Origin of the sequence: Gracilibacillus saliphilus (assembly GCF_010994085.1) — a bacterium.
Taxonomy (GTDB): domain Bacteria; phylum Bacillota; class Bacilli; order Bacillales; family Amphibacillaceae; genus Gracilibacillus; species Gracilibacillus lacisalsi.
This window is the reverse complement of the sequence record NZ_WJEB01000011.1, coordinates 49461-66645: the sequence shown is the minus strand read 5'-3', so window position 1 is coordinate 66645 and position 17185 is coordinate 49461. Positions and strand designations below refer to the sequence as shown.

General features: G+C 38.5%; 18 protein-coding genes and 1 riboswitch. Of the genes, 8 read left to right on the top strand and 10 right to left on the bottom strand.

What is annotated here, in order from left to right:
* Positions 1 to 162: 162 nt before the first annotated feature.
* The 6 genes from bla to GHT08_RS10740 all read right to left on the bottom strand — a co-directional run bounded on the left by bla (position 163) and on the right by GHT08_RS10740 (position 6714).
* Complete coding sequence (bla, locus tag GHT08_RS10765) at positions 163 to 1065, bottom strand: class A beta-lactamase (RefSeq protein WP_420370965.1); 903 nt, start codon at positions 1063 to 1065, stop codon at positions 163 to 165.
* A 240-nt stretch (positions 1066 to 1305) separates the two neighbouring features.
* On the bottom strand, positions 1306 to 1839 hold the full coding sequence (locus GHT08_RS10760) for a dihydrofolate reductase family protein (RefSeq protein ID WP_163581414.1): 534 nt from the start codon (positions 1837 to 1839) through the stop codon (positions 1306 to 1308).
* Positions 1840 to 1956: 117 nt separating this feature from the next.
* Positions 1957 to 2751 carry an SDR family NAD(P)-dependent oxidoreductase gene (locus GHT08_RS10755; RefSeq protein WP_163581413.1) on the bottom strand — a complete coding sequence of 265 codons (795 nt, stop codon included), beginning with the start codon at positions 2749 to 2751 and terminating at the stop codon, positions 1957 to 1959.
* Positions 2752 to 2789: 38 nt separating this feature from the next.
* Entirely contained in the window at positions 2790 to 3803 is a 1014-nt protein-coding gene (locus GHT08_RS10750) for an AraC family transcriptional regulator (RefSeq protein ID WP_163581412.1), read from the bottom strand.
* Between the two features lie 633 nt (positions 3804 to 4436).
* Positions 4437 to 5609 carry a pyridoxal phosphate-dependent aminotransferase gene (locus GHT08_RS10745; RefSeq protein WP_163581411.1) on the bottom strand — a complete coding sequence of 391 codons (1173 nt, stop codon included), beginning with the start codon at positions 5607 to 5609 and terminating at the stop codon, positions 4437 to 4439.
* A 4-nt stretch (positions 5610 to 5613) separates the two neighbouring features.
* A complete protein-coding gene (locus GHT08_RS10740) occupies positions 5614 to 6714 on the bottom strand; it encodes an iron-containing alcohol dehydrogenase family protein (RefSeq protein WP_163581410.1) in 1101 nt (366 codons plus the stop codon).
* Positions 6715 to 6851: 137 nt separating this feature from the next.
* A riboswitch (SAM riboswitch) is annotated at positions 6852 to 6962 on the top strand.
* An 81-nt stretch (positions 6963 to 7043) separates the two neighbouring features.
* Here GHT08_RS10740 and GHT08_RS10735 point away from each other — a divergent pair.
* From GHT08_RS10735 to GHT08_RS10705, 7 genes are all read left to right on the top strand, one after another.
* Positions 7044 to 7841 (top strand): MetQ/NlpA family ABC transporter substrate-binding protein, encoded by a 798-nt coding sequence (locus tag GHT08_RS10735; RefSeq protein WP_163581409.1) that lies wholly within the window; start codon positions 7044 to 7046, stop codon positions 7839 to 7841.
* 18 nt (positions 7842 to 7859) lie between these two features.
* Positions 7860 to 8894 carry a methionine ABC transporter ATP-binding protein gene (locus GHT08_RS10730; RefSeq protein ID WP_163581408.1) on the top strand — a complete coding sequence of 345 codons (1035 nt, stop codon included), beginning with the start codon at positions 7860 to 7862 and terminating at the stop codon, positions 8892 to 8894.
* Positions 8884 to 9558, top strand: coding sequence for a methionine ABC transporter permease (locus tag GHT08_RS10725; RefSeq protein WP_163581407.1), 675 nt, complete (start codon positions 8884 to 8886; stop codon positions 9556 to 9558). Before GHT08_RS10730 ends, GHT08_RS10725 begins: the two co-directional genes overlap by 11 nt.
* Before the next feature lie 9 nt (positions 9559 to 9567).
* Positions 9568 to 10668, top strand: a complete 1101-nt coding sequence (locus GHT08_RS10720) for an alpha-hydroxy acid oxidase (RefSeq protein ID WP_163581406.1) — start codon at positions 9568 to 9570, stop codon at positions 10666 to 10668.
* A 149-nt stretch (positions 10669 to 10817) separates the two neighbouring features.
* A complete protein-coding gene (locus tag GHT08_RS10715) occupies positions 10818 to 11606 on the top strand; it encodes a MerR family transcriptional regulator (protein ID WP_163581405.1) in 789 nt (262 codons plus the stop codon).
* Positions 11607 to 11898: 292 nt separating this feature from the next.
* Positions 11899 to 12492, top strand: coding sequence for a tetratricopeptide repeat protein (locus GHT08_RS10710; protein WP_163581404.1), 594 nt, complete (start codon positions 11899 to 11901; stop codon positions 12490 to 12492).
* A 96-nt stretch (positions 12493 to 12588) separates the two neighbouring features.
* A complete protein-coding gene (locus tag GHT08_RS10705; protein WP_163581403.1) occupies positions 12589 to 12942 on the top strand; it encodes a hypothetical protein in 354 nt (117 codons plus the stop codon).
* 61 nt (positions 12943 to 13003) lie between these two features.
* Here GHT08_RS10705 and GHT08_RS10700 read toward each other — a convergent pair whose 3' ends face one another.
* The 4 genes from GHT08_RS10700 to GHT08_RS10685 are packed head-to-tail and all read right to left on the bottom strand — an operon-like array spanning position 13004 to position 15494.
* Positions 13004 to 13252, bottom strand: a complete 249-nt coding sequence (locus GHT08_RS10700) for a hypothetical protein (protein WP_163581402.1) — start codon at positions 13250 to 13252, stop codon at positions 13004 to 13006.
* A gap of 59 nt (positions 13253 to 13311) precedes the next feature.
* Positions 13312 to 14016: a hypothetical protein gene (locus tag GHT08_RS10695; protein ID WP_163581401.1), complete on the bottom strand. Its 705-nt coding sequence runs from the start codon at positions 14014 to 14016 to the stop codon at positions 13312 to 13314.
* Between the two features lie 54 nt (positions 14017 to 14070).
* Positions 14071 to 14577 carry a hypothetical protein gene (locus GHT08_RS10690; RefSeq protein WP_238343549.1) on the bottom strand — a complete coding sequence of 169 codons (507 nt, stop codon included), beginning with the start codon at positions 14575 to 14577 and terminating at the stop codon, positions 14071 to 14073.
* Positions 14577 to 15494 (bottom strand): DUF4915 domain-containing protein, encoded by a 918-nt coding sequence (locus GHT08_RS10685; RefSeq protein ID WP_163581400.1) that lies wholly within the window; start codon positions 15492 to 15494, stop codon positions 14577 to 14579. Before GHT08_RS10685 ends, GHT08_RS10690 begins: the two co-directional genes overlap by 1 nt.
* Positions 15495 to 15829: 335 nt before the next feature.
* Here GHT08_RS10685 and GHT08_RS10680 point away from each other — a divergent pair, with 335 nt between their 5' ends.
* On the top strand, positions 15830 to 17179 hold the full coding sequence (locus tag GHT08_RS10680) for a phenylacetate--CoA ligase family protein (protein WP_163581399.1): 1350 nt from the start codon (positions 15830 to 15832) through the stop codon (positions 17177 to 17179).
* The last annotated feature ends 6 nt before the right edge of the window (positions 17180 to 17185 follow it).

The window sequence follows — 17185 nt, the reverse complement described above, 5'->3', positions numbered from 1 at the left end:
AATAGCTTATGGATTAATGAGTTTGCAATAACAATGAAGGATGAGACGGATAATCCATTGGTGTGTGAACGATTAGAGTGCACGTACCAATCTGATCATAAGAGAAGTAAAGCAAAGTCGAGTCACACATGTCAGTTTAGCTAGACATGTGTGCTCAAATTTTTATTTTACAGCATCAAAGATGATTCTAGCAGCCTTTGCAACTAACTCATCGTCATATTCTGCATCCTTAGTATTATGACGGGACATCACTGCAATGATGATTGGTTCTCTATTTGGTGGCCAGACAATGCCGATGTCATTTCTTGTGCCGTAACTTGCAGCCCCACTTTTATCTCCGACGACCCATTCTTCAGGTAGGCCAGCACGTATTAGTGTATCGCCTGTTGCATTACCTTTCATCCAATCGATAAGCAACTCGCGCTTATCATTAGGGAGAAAATCTTCTAGTGCGATTTTCTTCAGATTGGTAGCCAAAACTTTCGGTGTGCTGGTATCACTTTTGTTCCCTGGCATGAATTCATTCAATTCGGTTTCGTATCGTTCGGGTTCAGTAACGTCATCACCGAGGTCTCGTAGTAAGGCTTGCCCAAATTCCTCAGGACCACCTAAGGCCTCAAGTAATAGATTTCCAGCGGTGTTGTCACTTTTTCTAATAGCTGCCTCACTAATTTCTAACAGTGTCATTCCGGTATCCACATGGTTCTCGGTAACCGGAGAATAAGTAACCAAGTCATCCTTACTGTAGGTAACAGCTTTTTCACGATCTTTGATTTCATTTTGCTTAAGCAAAATTGCTGCTGCTAGTACTTTAAAAGTGGATGCATAGGCGAAACGCTCATCGGGATTGTATTCAACGATTTGATTCTCACCCGTATCGATTGCATAGACGCCGAGTTGGGCTTCAAATTCATCTTCGAGCTGGGCAAACTCTTCATCTTTATTGATGGTTTGCTCGGTGTCGCTTTTATTGTCGGTTGATGTATTTGTTTTATTGTCAGCATTTGTGCATGCGGTGAGTATAGTTAGAGCTAACAATACTATGTAACATAAATACTTGACCATATTGGATTGGTAATTGGTTTTTCTCATATGATACCTTCTTTCCTTTATAATAAATTTCATATATTGATCTTCTCCATTATTAGTCTTTAATTGTAAGTATGTATTCCACCTTTCCATTATAAAGATTACAACTGTAGTACAATATTACATCTGTAATCCAGAAAAAGTCAACCTTAAAAATGATGAAAAAAGAACAACAGCTCATTGATTAGCTGTTGTTAATCTGCTTAGTAATGTATTTTACTTTTTAACTTGATAATGTAATTCAATAAATTGATTAAATTGCTTCGTTCCTTTCAAGGAAAGCTCTAAATGGTGATTTCCTTCTTTAAACAAAGGGATGCCATTACCTATTATAGTTGGTGCAAAGGTTATAATAAATTCATCAACTAACCCTGCTTGAATGCAGGAGTTTAACAGTTCACCTCCACCAACTAACCAAATGTTATTACCGTTTTTGTTTTGAAGTTTATGAATAAACTTAGTTATGTCCTCATTGATAAACTGTACATTTTCGGTATCCTCATAAACAGATCTAGTAAACACGTAACACTCTTTATCTTTATAAGGAAACTCATCTAAGTCTTGTTTCATTACCCAATCGTAGGTTCGTTTTCCCATTAAAATGGTGTCTACTGTTTCATAAAACTCTGTAAAACCGTTATCCCCTTCTCCTTCCACTTTAAATAACCACTCAAGAGATTCTTCCTTTGTCGCAATATATCCGTCCAAACTCGAGGCAATGAACAATACTGTACTTCGTTTTTGATTCATGCAATAACTCCTTTCCATATCTTTAGTACAAGTATATAATGTTAATATGACACCTGTTGTCATATTATAGTTCTTAGCATGATATTCTTTCCCATTTCTACCTGTACTTAAAGAGCGTTAGAAAATAGTCGGTATCAGCCCGCCATCCATGCGGATTGGTGACCCTTTAAATGCGGATGCATAAGGACTGCTGACAAATGTAGCTAGCCTACCTATTTCAGTTGGTCTGATAAATCTTTGTATTTCAGATTGAGGCAAGTTTGCAGTCATAAATTCCTTCTCCTTTTCTGTAAAGGGCATATCTTTATTAGCGTACATATCCTCAATGATTTGATGCACATTTTCAGAGAGTGTAGGTCCTGGCATGATCGTATTGATTGTAACTTCTTTTCCTATTGTTAATTTAGATAAGCTTTTTGACAATGATAATAACATTGATTTTGTCATACAATACTGAGGCATTTGTCCTGAAGGCATAATTGCTTCCTCACTCGCAATAAAGATAATTCGTCCAAAATCATTGTTCAACATCTTAGGTAAATAAAATTTGGATAATCCATTTGCTGCAAGGACATTTGTACGGAAATATTTCTCCCATACTTCATCGTCAACGTCCTCATATTGCATAATTTCATAAACACCCATATTGTTAACTAATATATCAATAATCGGATATTTTTGGAATAACTCTTCTCGTTGTTCAATATCCACAATATCAGCTGTAGCATTTTGAGGAGAGGTAGTCGGGAAATCTGTTTTAAGCTCATTTACAATTTGTTCTACCTCTTCATAATCTCGTCCATTAATAAGGACGTTAACACCCTCTTTGGCAAGCTCTATAGCAATCGCTCTACCTATACCTTTCGTTGAACCAGTAACTAAAGCCGTTTTGTTGGTTAATCCCATATCCATAATACATTTCTCCTTTTTATTTATAGTGGAAAGCATGGTCAGTTTATCGAGTTTGTATCTAAATGTTCAGCACGCCAATTTGAAGGAGTATCCCCCTCCCAAAGCCTAAAGGCTCGATAGAATGAGTTTTGGTCCTCATATCCAATTAGGAAGGCCACTTCACTAATATCGAGCGAGGGATCTGCTAAGTACTCTCGTGCTTGCTCTTGCCGGACTTGTGTTAACAGATGCTTGAAGCTTGTGCCTTCGTCGTGAAGACGGCGCTGCAAAGTACGATTGCTTATCCCCAATTCGCCTGCAACAGTCTGAATGTTGAAACACCCTCCTGCAAGGCTACGTTTCATGATCCACTTGACCATCTCGGTAATGGAGTTGCTAAGTTGATGACCATTTAATGATTGGTCCAATACAGGAGTCAGGACCTCAAGCAATTCTGCGTTATACGAGACAAAGGGGCGGTCAAGGTCACTTCTATGGAGCGTAATTTTGTTACTACTTCCATCGGTTTGGACACGGCATCCGAAGTAAGCTTCAAGTGACTGAACATCAGCCGTTGAATGTGAAAATTCAACGGATCTCGCTGTCAATGGTTGACCAGTTCCCCGGCGTCCTAACTCTAAAAGGAATGCAAGCGTGATACCAGTCAACATCGCAGGGCCCGGTTGATCTGTATACAACCATTCCAGTTTGATAGTACAATCATTTCCTTCCTCTATGATAAGTAAGCTTTCAGGTGGGCACATTCGTTTATATCGAGCCATGCGTGTTAGTGCATCGCGGTAGTCACGAGCGTGGTAAGCTGCTAAAACGGTTGGTGGAAAATGAACTGTTTCGAAGCCGGTCGTTAGCTTGATGATTCCTTTGGCAGTGTCACCTATGATATCGGAATAAGCCTGCCAAATGGAGAAGTATTGTGAGGCGGTGACAACTGGTTCATTAATAATAGTGAGTGGAAGCCCCGCTTTTCGAACCACTTCTTCGGGGGCAATCTCTAATTGACGTAATCCTGTCCAAAATCCTGCCGGGAATTTAATACGAGTATAAGCCACCATTTTTTAAGTCCCTCCCTTTCCCTTAGCTATCTATTCATTCACAAGTTTTGATTGTGTCTTCCTTGTTGATAGGACAGTTATTATATTATCAACCCAATGTCACTTTGTAACTAGCACAAGACGCCATTTCACTAACTGTTTACGTCAAATAATGCCCTTTGTTGATATAACCTTTACTTTTCGAACTCTCTAACACTATGTTTTTGCTCTGTTAAATAAACCTATAGCAACGTTTATTCAGTATTCCTTGTTTTATCTTTACCATTCCTTCTTTCCCTTCTGCACGCCAATATATCATGCGTTTTTTTAGCTGGTAGGTTACATATATCGTTGATGGGATTTCATCGCCCTTAAACTTCTTGCGTTTGGAGGCGTCCGTTGAGGAAGGGAATATATGATATATGTTGAACATGCTGATGAGACGGTTTGGGAAACCAAAAGTGGAGAAATAAAATTGGAAGGGAAAGAGGCACTTATCAAATAAGTGATTCTCTTCCTTGGATAAAGGCATATATCCAAGAAAGGGAATCATATATCAAAGGAAGAGTGGTCATCGACTCAAGTGCACAGTGATCCGGGTGAACTAATGCTATGATAAGTTTCGCTTTTTCAGGATGAATTGCCCTTATAGATTTAAAATAATGATAACTTCCCAATCCGATCACACGCTTCACGTAAACGGTCAGGTTCATCTAATAACCCAATGCGGACATATCCTTCACCTGAAGCTCCAAAGCCATTTCCAGGGGCAACGACGACGTGCGCCTTTTCTAATAGAAGATTTGCAAAGGATTCTGATGTATATCCTTTTGGAGTTGGCATCCATACAAAGAATGATCCGTTTGCTGTACCTCCATGCCAACCGATTTTCTCTGCTTGTTGTAAGAAGACATCTCTTCTTTGCTGATAGGTATTGTTTAATTCCGCTATGGCACTTTTGCCTTCGTCTAGTGCGGTTTTCGCAGCGGATTGAATAGCACCGAAAATACTGACATAATAGTGGTCCTGTATCAATTCAATTGCTTCAATAACTGACGGATTTCCAACAGCAAAGGCTACCCGCCATCCGGCCATATTAAATGTTTTCGATAAGGTATACATCTCGATGCCTACCTCTTTTGCCCCTTCTGATTGTAAGAAGCTTTGTGGTTTGTCCCCTTCAAATCCAATTGCTCCATATGCAAAATCATGGACGACACAAATCTGATTTTGTTGAGCCACCTCGATCGTATCGTCAAAGAAATTCTTCGTTGCAGTAGCAGCTGTTGGATTGTTCGGATAATTTAAGAACATTAACTTTGCATTTGCTAAGTCTTCATCTGAAATCTGTTGATAATCAGGTAAGAATTGATTCTCTTCTTTTAACGGCATATGGATCGGAATCGCATCAGTTAGGGCAATACCTGACATATAATCCGGATAGCCAGGGTCAGGTACTAATACCTTTTCTTTTGGATTTAATAGACACTGGCTAATTTCCACAAGTCCGGTTTTAGAGCCGAACATGATCGCAACCTCTTTATTCGGATCAATATCTACTTGATACTCTCTTTGGTAAAAGTCAGCTACTGCTTCTTTTAAAAAAGGGTACCCTTGAAATGGGGAGTATTTATGAAACTTAGGATTTGTACTAGCCTCTTGTAGTGCCTCAACAATAAAATCAGGTGTTGGTAAATCAGGGTTACCTTGGCCAAGGTTAATCACATCATGCCCTTCTTTTATTAGTGCTTGTGTTGTTTTTACTAACTTTGCAAAGAATTGTTCTGGTAATCTTTTTAATGCATGGGATGGTTCGAACTCTAACATTTCATCACACTCCGTTTAGGTTCCTTTCGTTATTTCGAATGAATTCTTCCAATTGAAATACAGCTTCTCGTACTACATTAGGATCTGAAACATTCATAAAATGGATCGATTCTTTCGGCTTCGTAGCACCTTTACTTAGTAAGTCTACTTTTTCCTCTGTAATTTCTGCTACACCGATATCGTGTAGACTGGTTGGTAGTTGTAGACGATGATAGAAAGGTAGTAATTTTTCGACTTCATCAAGTCTTTTTTCGATTGCTAATTGAACGAGAACGCCGTAAGCAACTTTGTCGCCATGTAAGATAGCATGTGTTTCAGCAAGGTGTGTTAGACCGTTATGAATCGAATGAGCCCCAGACACTCTACCATAATGGTCACCAAATCCGCCAACCATTCCACCTGCCATTATGATCGTTTCTATCGAACGTAAAAAGGAATGATTGTACGATTGTTGATCAATTGCTGCTAGTGCCTCTTCGCCCTCATCGATCAGTACATCACGACAAAGCTTAGCTGCATATAAAGCGATGTCTAATGAAACAGGCTTTTCGGGTAACTCGCGTGTTAAGACATCTGCTTCATACCATTTCGCGATTGTATCCCCAATTCCAGCACGGAGATAGGCTCTTGGTGAGTCCAAAATCACGTTAGGATCTACTAGTAACATATAAGTGCTACTGTTGAAGATAATGTATTCTTGAAAGTTGCCATTCTGATCATAGAAGACTGATAGTGGTGTCCATGGTGCGCAATTCGATGCTAACGTAGGTATTAAAATAGTTGGTAAGGTTAAACGGCCTCCACATGCTTTGGCAATATCTAATATTTTTCCGCCACCGATACCGATCACAGCTGTTGTTTCTGATTTAGTTAACTTTTCAATTCGCTCTACTTCATGGTGTGAACACTCTCCGTTATAAGCAATAAATTGGCAAGGTAATGAAGGATCTGCAAAATATGTTTTTACTTTCGTCCATGATTGATCACCATGAATCACAAGTAGCTGGTTAAACTTGTGCTCTTGTAACAAATCAAATAGATCATGTAATATACCATTTCGGCATTGATAGTAATTAGGTGCGCCTTTGATATGTAATGTGTCCATGTCTTCACCTCGATGATTGTGATATGGTAAGAAGTATGCCATTGGAACGAATAAGTGTCAATCTAAATAGAATTTTCTGAAAATGGGTTGACTTCTATACTTTAGTTAGCTATACTCTTAGAATGAAAATTGAATGATTCTTATCACGAGTGGCGGAGGGACTGGCCCGATGAAACCCGGCAACCATCTATATTTCAATAGAAAGGTGCTAAATCCAGCAAACAGTTGAACTGTTTGGGAGATAAGAGAAAAACTATGAAAATAGGATTCTCTATCTCAAAGGAAGATAGGGATTTTTTTATGGAATTTTATATTAGGGGGATAACAACATGAAGAAGCTTGTAGGATTTATTAGTGTAGCAATCATTCTTGTTTTAGCAGCTTGTGGAGGAGAAAATGCTGATGATGGTGGCACATTAGATGTCGGTGTAACGGCAGGACCACATGAAGATATTGTAAATCAGGTAAAAGAACTGGCTGCAGATGAAGGATTAGAGATTGAAGTGCATGTATTTAACGATTATGTGATGCCTAACACAGCTTTAGACGAAGGCGAATTGGATGTGAATATTTTTCAAACGGAACCATTTATGAACACTGCTCGTAATGAAGGTGATTTAGATTTAGTTAAAGTAGCAGATACAGTAAATTTCCCAATGGGGATTTACTCTGAACAATATGCTAGTTTGGAAGAATTACAAGAAGGTGATAAGGTAGGGTTACCAAATCATTCTTCAGGTGAGCCTCGTTCATTAATGTTACTTGAAGATGCTGGTTTAATTGCATTACCAGAAGATGCAGACATGACTGTAACAGTTAAAGATGTGCAAGATAATCCATTAAATTTAGAATTTGTACTACTTGAAGCATCTCAAATTCCTAGACAGTTAGGTGAGGTGCAAGTTGCGGCGATTAATACGAACTATGCACTAGAAAGTGGTCGCGTTCCGGCAGAAGATTCTCTTCATATGGAACCAAAAGACTCACCATGGGTAAACATTGTAGCAACAAGAGAAGAGAATGTAGAAGATGAACAGATTCAGCAGTTGATTGATATTTATCGATCAGAAGATGTTAAACAATATATAGAAGAGAATTTCGCCGGGTCAATTATTCCTTCTTGGTAAGAAAGGGGCCGATACAACATGATTGAATTTAGCAACCTAACGAAAGTTTTTCAAGACAAAAAAAGAGAAGTAAAGGCCCTTCATAACGTATCACTAAAAGTGAAGGAAGGATCTATTTTCGGTGTAATTGGATATAGTGGAGCTGGTAAAAGTACGTTGGTAAGAATGGCTAATTTGTTAGAAAAGCCAACTTCTGGCCAAGTTTTATTTGAAGGTCAAGATTTAACCAAGTTAAGTGGTACTCAATTAAATGAAGTAAGACAACAGATGGGGATGATTTTTCAATCCTTTAATCTTTTAAAAACAGGTACAGTTTATGAGAATATTGCATTGCCATTGAAGCTAACGGGCGTACCAAAATCGGAGATTGATAAACGTGTAGAAAAGTATATTCAAATAGTAGGTTTGCAGGATAAGTTAAAGGCTTATCCTGCGCAACTATCTGGGGGACAGAAGCAACGTGTGGCGATTGCACGTGCATTAGCCCATGAACCGAAAGTATTATTATGTGATGAAGCTACAAGTGCACTTGATCCAGATACGACCGAAGCCATTTTAGAATTATTAAGCAAGATTAATAAAGAATTAGGCATTACGATTTTGTTAATCACACATGAAATGAATGTGGTGCAGAAAATTTGCCATGAAGTAGCTGTGATGGAGCAAGGCGAAGTAATTGAGCAAGGGTCTGTAATTGATGTCTTTTCGAAACCAGAAACAGACACAGCTAAACGGTTTATTCATTCTCTATTTAATGATGATATTCCAGGTGATTTGTTGAAGAAGTTGAAAAATAATGGCAAATTAGTTTCACTTTCGTTTATAGGTGATGCTGCTGGCGATCCAGCTCTGGCTACAGTTACAAAAAAATATGATGTATTTCCGTCTATACTAGGAGGAAATATTACAGATTTAAAAGAACGCCCATTCGGACGTTTAATTGTCCACCTAGATGGAACTGAAAATGAGGCGCAAAAAGCGATCGATTATTTAGAGAAAAATGGCGTAATCGTAGAGCCTTACACAAAAGGAGGGGCATACCATGTTAACTAGCATTACAGATTTTATCAATAATTGGGGAGTTGAAATTTGGGAAGCCTTTATTGATACGATGATCATGGTGAGTGTCTCCTTAACACTTTCGATTATTATTGGTTTACCATTAGGTGTCTTGTTAACGTTAACTGGACCTGGTAAAGCATTAGAGAATCTAGTTTTATATCAAACCCTAAATGTTATCATTAATATACTACGATCGATTCCATTTATTATTCTATTATTTTTTATTTTACCTTTTACGGAGTTAGTAGCTGGTACAACGATTGGTGTGCAAGGTGTAATTGTACCATTAGTAGTGTTTACTGCACCTTATATAGCTCGTCTAATGGAGTCGAGCTTACTAGAAGTTGACCGAGGTGTAATTGAAGCTTATGAAGCAATGGGAATCAAGGCACGTCATATCATTTGGCACGTTCTTATTCGAGAAGCACGCCCATCGATTATATTAGGCTTAACAATTGCGACAATCGGCCTTATAGGGGCAACTGCTATGGCTGGCTTAGTTGGTGCTGGTGGTCTTGGTGATTTAGCATATCGATATGGTCATTTACGTTATCAAACTGATATCATGTATGTCACAGTTATTATCTTAATTATTTTGGTGCAAGGTGTACAAACGATCGGAAACCGTGTATCAGCTAAATTGAAGAAAGATTAAGGTGAGTTTATGACAGTATCTTTTCCGATCCGTTTTCAAGAATTAGAACAACAAGCCAAAGATCGACTTGATCCAAAGATTTTTGATTATATTCAAAGTGGTGGTGGCAGAGAAGAAACGTTGCGAGCAAATGAAACATCTTTCAGAAAGTGGCAATTAGTACCACGATTTGGAGCAGATGTTTCAACTGTTTCATTGGCTAAAAAGATTGACGGTGAGACAATTCAGTCACCTATTATGTTGGCTCCGGTTGGAATGCAAGCTCTCGCTGATACAAATGGTGAAAAAGCAAGTATATGCGCTGCTCACAAGTATGGAATACCATTTATCGCAAGTACGGTATCATCCTATTCACTTGAAGAGATAGCCGAAGCATGCCCTAATGCAGACCGTTGGTTTCAATTATACTATCCAAATGATGAAGCATTAGTTAAAAGCTTTGTTCAACGTGCCGAAGAAGCAGGTTACCAAGCGATTGTCGTAACGATTGATATGGCAACGCTTGGCCATCGTGAAAAAGATTTAACCAATCAATACTCGCCATTTCGTTTAGGAAAAGGCATGAGTAATTATACGAATGATCCTACTTTTCAATCATATGTAGCAGGTCTTTCACAAGCAGAAATACAAACAGAAATGCAAAAAGTATTTTTTAAGCCAGGATTAAATTGGCAAGATATACAAGAACTGCGTAAGGCAACATCACTTCCGATTTATATAAAGGGAATATTGCACCCTGATGATGCGGAAATGGCAGTAGAGTTAGGTATTGATGGAATTGTCATCTCTAATCATGGCGGCCGTCAACTAGATCGGAGTATTGCGTCGGTTGATGCCTTATCATTGATTAAGGCAAGAGTACAGGATCAATTAACTATCTTATTGGATAGCGGTATTCGCTCAGGTCCGGATATTGTCACAGCCTTAGCATTAGGAGCAGATGCTGTTCTTTTAGGACGGCCATTTATTTATGGATTGGCTATTGCTGGACAGTTAGGGGTTGAGAAGGTAGTAGATAATATCACGAATGATCTAACCAAAACGTTACAGTTAATGGGTGTCAATGATGTCAATAAACTGGATAGTTCGTTTATAAGGCATGATAGTTAACCTATAGATATATTTAGTAGAAGAGAAAAAACAAAAAAGAGTGGTAACCATCACAAATTTGGTGAAGGGTACCACTCTTTTTTTCTTGCGCCCTCCGTTACGTCATATGCTAATCTAACATTATAATAGTAATGGAGGGGTGGTATAATATGGGAAATAATGAACCTGCTTTTACAATTGGTGAATTTAGTAAACGAGCAAGGATAACGGTAAGAACATTACGGTTTTATGAGGAACTAGGATTACTAATACCAAAACAACAAAACAGCTCTGGTCATAGGTTGTATGGATTAGCGGAATTGATGAAGTTGCAACAAATTCAGTCATTAAAATTTTTAGGCTATTCTTTACAGGAGATTAAAAACATAACCGAAAACGATACGAATACATTTACTCAACTAAAGAAGTCGTTACCTTGGCAACATAAGCTTTTGACAGAAAAAAGAGACGAATTAAATCGAGCCATCGAAGCAGTAGAGCGTGTACAATTCTTAATAAGAGAAGGAGCACCAATCACATGGACGGTATTAAGCTCTCTCCTTTTCCAAATCGAACATGAACAAGATCAAAGAGAGTGGATGAAAGAATATTTTTCAGAGGATATCGCTGATCAATTTTATTCTCTTCCTAAAGATCAGCGGCAACAAATAGATATGGAAATGTTAGACTGGCTAGCTAGTTTGAAAGAATTGATGAAACAAGGTGTCTCTCCTCAATCCCCTGAAGCCTTTGATCTGCTCGTGAAATTGACTGAATTAGCAACGAAACATGTCGATAATAAAGAAGAGTTGCAGGAGCAGCTTGAAAAAGCTCAAGAATTGATGGAACCTGATGAAATGGATTTTAAGTTTCCAACCATTTTAACTCCGGAAGAAGAAGCTTATATCGAGGAAATAGGGAAGTCGATGGAAGCATTGTATAATGACAATGCGAAATAACTTCAGGTAGGTTCTTGACAATATCAGCTGTTAGTTCACACAAGTAACAGAAAACCGTAACAAGATGACTGAAGAACATTTTCTTTTTTGTATATGTACTCATCAGCATTAGCCGAGAGCATACCATGAAAAAAAGCATATAATCATTATATATTAAATAATGCATAGATGGAGAACAATGCTTTTGTCTTATTATCCAGGGTTATAAACCTGTTTCAGAACGATTGGTCATCAAGCGAATCAACGCCACGCTATGCATGGTTTGGAGATATCCGAAGGGAGAGAGTTCCTCATGTCTGATGACAGTTATAATCAAGAAATTGTTTCGACTAACCAGAGAGGTACAGACAATAATCAAGCCCCTCAAGAAAAAAACACTACTCAAGTACAAGATTTGCTTCGTCGCGGGTACAATTCGTTTAAAATAGATGATTACGAAAAAGCGCATCAATTATTCGAAGAAGCAATTATGCAGGATCCTGATAGTGCTGAAGCACATGCATGGCTCGCAGCCGTTTATGGTCGTCAAATCGATGCAGCATGGAGTTTAACGGATAAAATGGAGCTTTTCTCTAAGCTTGAAACTGAAGTCAAGATAGCTCTTGAACTAGATTCCGCATTACCTCTCGCAAGAAGGATGAATGGTTCTATGTTATTAAATGCTCCGGATATGCTAGGGGGAGATCCAGTTAAAGCCGTAACAGAATTCCGTTATTGTATAGATCGTGGAATGACTGATTTGGAAATATGGGTATCCTTAGCTAAATGTTATCTAGAAACTGCTGAACTGGCTAAAGCAAAAGAAGCATTAAAAAAAGCATTAGCCCTAGAGCCGAAGAATGAAATGGTTTTGCAATTATTACAAGACACCATGAAAGAACAATAGGAAAATAGCATAAAAAATAAGAAATCACCACAGCTACCTAGCTATGGTGTTTTTTGTTAGGAGTGGAGCACTAATCTAAGAAGCTCGTCCTGTTCCATGGAAAAAGTCCACTCTTCCTTAGAAAAAAGACTATATTCAAGTAAGGGAATGAGATATCCTTGGAAGCGGCCCGCTGTTCCGTGGAAAAAGCCCTCTCTTCCCTGGAAAACAGCCTATATCCAGGGAAGAGAAGGAAATATCCCCGGAAGCGGCCCGCTGTTCCGTGGAAAAAGCCCTCTCTTCCCTGGAAAACAGCCTATATCCAGGGAAGAGAAGGAAATATCCCCGGAAGCGGCCCGCTGTTCCGTGGAAAACGCCCTCTCCTCCCTGGAAAACAGCCTATATCCAGGGAAGGGAAGGAGATATCCCACGGAAGCGGCCCCTTGTTCCTTGGAAAACCAATATAATTAAAAGAAGAGGAGTAACTCATCAGGTTATCAGTGTTAAATGTAACTAATCGAATTACGAAATTCTAAGAGCGATCTTTTTGAATACTTTCTACCCCTTTCGTCATCATTTCTTTACCTGCCGTAATCGCACTATTTCTTAGAGTAGTGGCCATTTTTTCTAAAAGAACACGGGGAGGCTGATTTACATCCCTTACCACATGATTCATTTTATCGCTAAGTTGTGTGGCTCCAATGATCAAGGCATCTGTAACAATAGGTTCAGAGTGTTCCCTTGCTTCTTTAATTAGCTTTTTGAATGTATCTTTTGCCATCTATTGAATCACCTCCTTTCAATTAAACGTTTCTTGGTCATTTATATTAGCGCCTGCTTTTAGGGGGTGTTTATTACACTATTGCTATTGCTTCTTAGTCGGTTGTTAAGTTCTTGTTCAGCAGCATTGACTGCCCTTCGTATCAAATTAGACAGTGGCCTCTCTGTGTTTGGAACTTGCTCATTATCGGGCTTTCCTTCCAAAGATTCAAGCTTTAGTTGGAGAAGATTCTCAAACTTCGCATTCTGCGTTTCTTTCTTAAGCTTTCGCCAACATACACTGGCGTCTTTGTTTCGACCAATTCGATAGTATACTTCCCCTAGTTCATAAATAAGCTGCCAATATCTTTTGATTTCAAGGAATCCTTCTCCATCTATTTGTCGCTCAATGAGAAAAGTGTAATCTTCAATTGCTGTATGTGCACGATGGAAATGTTTTTCAGGCAACTTATATGCTGCTTTACCACGTAATAATCGAACCATGATGTTATGAGGTTCGGCACTTGCTGCTTCATCTAGAAGCTTTAAGCCTGATTTTGACCATCTTAATTTCTCTATTGGATTTGTCTTGTCTCTAGCAATTAATATCATAGTGCTACCGTGGAATGCGTCTAAAAGCGGAATGTCTGAATGATTGTGTCGTTCCTTTTCTAGTAGTTGATGTAGGTCTTGAGTAGCTTTTTTATTTCCCTCTACGCTTTTTTTGTGTAATGAGATAATCTGTTGCTGTAAACCACTATCGAAACTATTTTTTATATTTATCAAATGGTTTGTCCTCCCTTTCATTATTTTCAATAGTTACTTCCTGATAAGCCTCCTTTATTTCTTTTTCTTAGATAATAACTTGGAGAAACGTTGCTTCACTTTACTAGCTTCATCTGGTTCCCCCATATTTTGATAAGCCGTACTTAGATCCGCTACTAATTCTTTCACTTGACTATTAGTAAGATAATTCGCATCTTTTTGGTAACGATCTAGCAAGAATAAAATATCTTCTACTGCCGTTTTTGAGCACTGGAAGAAGGATTCTGGTAGACGTAAACATACATTTGAACGCAACATACGGATTTCCTTATGTTGTGGATTCCGGGAGATTGCTTGGTTCAGTGCATCTAATCCTTCTTGCGCCTTATCTGCTTTTTCCAAAGGTTTAGAGGCATCTCGTGCTAATAACGCGAGCGTGCTACCGTAATAGGCCTCAACAAGAGCGTTGTTAGGCTCGGCACCTCGAAGCTTCAAGAAAATATCATATGACTGTTTTACTGCTTTTTTATCTCCCTTTACACCTTTCATAAAAAGTTTTTTTCCTTCCTCAAATTGTTTCATTACATAGATCTTCCCTTCTGAATAGAATTTGGGTCAACAATCAGGATTTGGTATACCTGTTGCACCGGTAAAGGTACAAAGCGCGAAATTCTAAGTTTAGGATCATAAACATATATTCCGCCATCTAAGCTACAATTTGAGAATTCGTGAGGAATTCGTAACACATGTCTCATCCTGCTTTGACCGATAAACATGATATTGTCTGTTATGGCAAGACCACGTGTGAAACCTGATAATTGAATCGGCGGCTTATTTTCGGCTATGACACGGAATGACATTGAGTCACAATATGCTAACTCATTTTGGTACATCATTACCGTATGCGGCATATATAAGTCTTTTACTACAATATGATTCTCAGGATTGATATTGAGTTGTTGAGTAGGATGGAAATCGGTCAAATCAATAGCAACAATCCCGCCGTTTCTTTGTTGAGGGCTCATATACCATTTGCCATAAGGTGAAAACATAGAAACATACAATGTATGCCCGTCAAGCCAAATATCATTAATATGATGAACGTCTTTATCCTCTGCATTAAACTGGATTTCTCCTATTCGGGTAAGTGAGCCGGTATCATAGCACCCGATAGTATTGGTTGCCGTTTCTACGACTAGAACAACATGATCATCGAATTTTGTAATATCGTGAAAATCGAGTTTCGAGTATTGTTTTTTTTGAATGACCTGGAACTCCTGATCCATCGTAATAATTTGGTTATCATCAGATGCTATAAATAATCGATCATTAACTATTGTCATTCCTGAACAACTTCCGCTATATAGTTGCTCGAAAGTATTATGGTAAAAATCTACTAAAAATAGGCCGCCTTGATCAGTTTCACTGGATGGACAGGTGATTAGTAGACGTTTATTGATATGTTTAAAATCTGGATCATCCTTCAATCCGTATAACAATAGGGTTCAACCTCCTTTTTAATAAATGAATTGTGCTAGTTACAATATGTTTCTTAATAGAAACGGTTTGGATGAAATTCCTGATTTTTATCAATTTATATATTTGTCCGAGTCAAGTTTGTCACAACTTGCATTATATAAAGAATATAGAAAGGAAGTGACTGCAGCTGTGATAGAGAACTAGTTTAAACCATATTAATAGGCAGGATAACTTTCTTTGCCGGTATGGGAAATAAGCCCTTAGACATTTCTATTAATTGTCGTAGGGATCTTTCAAAATCATTTAGGGCGTGAGAATTGGAGGAGAGAGCTAAATAAAGGAATGGAGGATGGAAATGGAAAAGACCCAAACGCATAAGATGACTGTTTCCGTTGATAGACATTCATCTCATTTAGAACAATTCAAAGATTTTTATAAAGAATTAGATGACCACGGGCAAACGATTGAAAAACTACCTCATGAAGAAATAGAAAATTATCAGTTACGAGCTATCAATGCCACTCTTCGACATGTGTGGCATCATAATAAATACTATCACTCGAAATTGGCAGAAGCGGGATTCACGGAACCTAAAATAGATAGCTTGGAACAATTAGCATCTGTACCAATGTTAGAAAAAAATCTTCTTAGAGGAGATAAAGAGAAGATATTATGTGTTAATCCGAAAGAAATAGGTCAAGTTCATTTAACAAGTGGTACGTCTGGTAAACCGATTTATACCGCTTATACCTTGGCAGACCAATACGTATATGATTTGCTACCGAAATATTTGGAATTGTTTAAGGAAGCAGATGATGATGTTGCAGCAATTGCACTTCCATACGAGTTTGCGCTTCCAGGTCTTGGCTTTCAACGATTATTTCAATTCGCTTTTGGTACTGCTGTGCTATCACTTGGTAAAGGTGGTTACATGGCTCCAGTTGATAAGTCGTTGGATTTAATGAAGGAATATCAAGCAACAGTTCTTACAACTACACCATCTTACGCAGCCTTACTCGCAGAAGAGAGCGAGAAGTACGGTATCAAGATAGGTGAGGATATTCCATTGAAGAAAATTTGGCTGACTGGTGAAGGATGTTCTCCTGCTTTCCGCGAACGTTTGGAGAAGTGGTGGGGATGTGAGGTTTCCTTTTTCTATGGTTCAACCGAGTGTGGAGTTATTGGTGTAGAATGCAGTAACCATCAAGGATATCACGTGATGGAAGGGCATGTGAAAGTGGAAATTATTGATTCAGATACTGGTGAAGTGCTTCCTTATGGGCGTACCGGTGAAATTGTCGTAACGACATTACTGCGTGAGGGAATGCCAATGGTACGCTATCGAACTGGAGATTTAGGAAATTTACAACCATCTACATGTGATTGTGGTACAAAGATGGATGTCCTGCAGTTAAGAGGAAGAATGGAGCACATGCTGCGTATAGGAAAAGAAGATTATTCGCCATTTATGATTGAGCATTTCCTTATGGAGATTCCAGATGTAGGTTTATGGTATCACTTCGAGCTAAATGAAGGAATGTTAACGATTGAAGCAGAGAAATTCCGCACGAATATAAGTGACGAACAATTAGCGAAAAAAATACAAAAGCACATGGCTGATCGAATTGGGATAGAGTGCGAAGTTGTGATTAGAGACGATATTCCTCGAACGTTTGGGAAAGCAACTAGAGTAATTATCAATTAGTGATCA

What these genes read in the sequence shown, in the direction of transcription:
- GHT08_RS10740 (WP_163581410.1), bottom strand. Translation starts at nt 6,714, where the DNA reads ATGGACACATTACATATCAAAGGCGCACCTAATTACTATCAATGCCGA.
- bla (WP_420370965.1), bottom strand. Translation starts at nt 1,065, where the DNA reads ATGGTCAAGTATTTATGTTACATAGTATTGTTAGCTCTAACTATACTC.
- GHT08_RS10750 (WP_163581412.1), bottom strand. Translation starts at nt 3,803, where the DNA reads ATGGTGGCTTATACTCGTATTAAATTCCCGGCAGGATTTTGGACAGGA.
- GHT08_RS10755 (WP_163581413.1), bottom strand. Translation starts at nt 2,751, where the DNA reads ATGGATATGGGATTAACCAACAAAACGGCTTTAGTTACTGGTTCAACG.
- GHT08_RS10690 (WP_238343549.1), bottom strand. Translation starts at nt 14,577, where the DNA reads ATGAAACAATTTGAGGAAGGAAAAAAACTTTTTATGAAAGGTGTAAAG.
- GHT08_RS10710 (WP_163581404.1), top strand. Translation starts at nt 11,899, where the DNA reads ATGTCTGATGACAGTTATAATCAAGAAATTGTTTCGACTAACCAGAGA.
- GHT08_RS10725 (WP_163581407.1), top strand. Translation starts at nt 8,884, where the DNA reads ATGTTAACTAGCATTACAGATTTTATCAATAATTGGGGAGTTGAAATT.
- GHT08_RS10720 (WP_163581406.1), top strand. Translation starts at nt 9,568, where the DNA reads ATGACAGTATCTTTTCCGATCCGTTTTCAAGAATTAGAACAACAAGCC.
- GHT08_RS10680 (WP_163581399.1), top strand. Translation starts at nt 15,830, where the DNA reads ATGGAAAAGACCCAAACGCATAAGATGACTGTTTCCGTTGATAGACAT.
- GHT08_RS10760 (WP_163581414.1), bottom strand. Translation starts at nt 1,839, where the DNA reads ATGAATCAAAAACGAAGTACAGTATTGTTCATTGCCTCGAGTTTGGAC.
- GHT08_RS10715 (WP_163581405.1), top strand. Translation starts at nt 10,818, where the DNA reads ATGGGAAATAATGAACCTGCTTTTACAATTGGTGAATTTAGTAAACGA.
- GHT08_RS10735 (WP_163581409.1), top strand. Translation starts at nt 7,044, where the DNA reads ATGAAGAAGCTTGTAGGATTTATTAGTGTAGCAATCATTCTTGTTTTA.
- GHT08_RS10745 (WP_163581411.1), bottom strand. Translation starts at nt 5,609, where the DNA reads ATGTTAGAGTTCGAACCATCCCATGCATTAAAAAGATTACCAGAACAA.
- GHT08_RS10700 (WP_163581402.1), bottom strand. Translation starts at nt 13,252, where the DNA reads ATGGCAAAAGATACATTCAAAAAGCTAATTAAAGAAGCAAGGGAACAC.
- GHT08_RS10705 (WP_163581403.1), top strand. Translation starts at nt 12,589, where the DNA reads ATGGAAAAAGTCCACTCTTCCTTAGAAAAAAGACTATATTCAAGTAAG.
- GHT08_RS10730 (WP_163581408.1), top strand. Translation starts at nt 7,860, where the DNA reads ATGATTGAATTTAGCAACCTAACGAAAGTTTTTCAAGACAAAAAAAGA.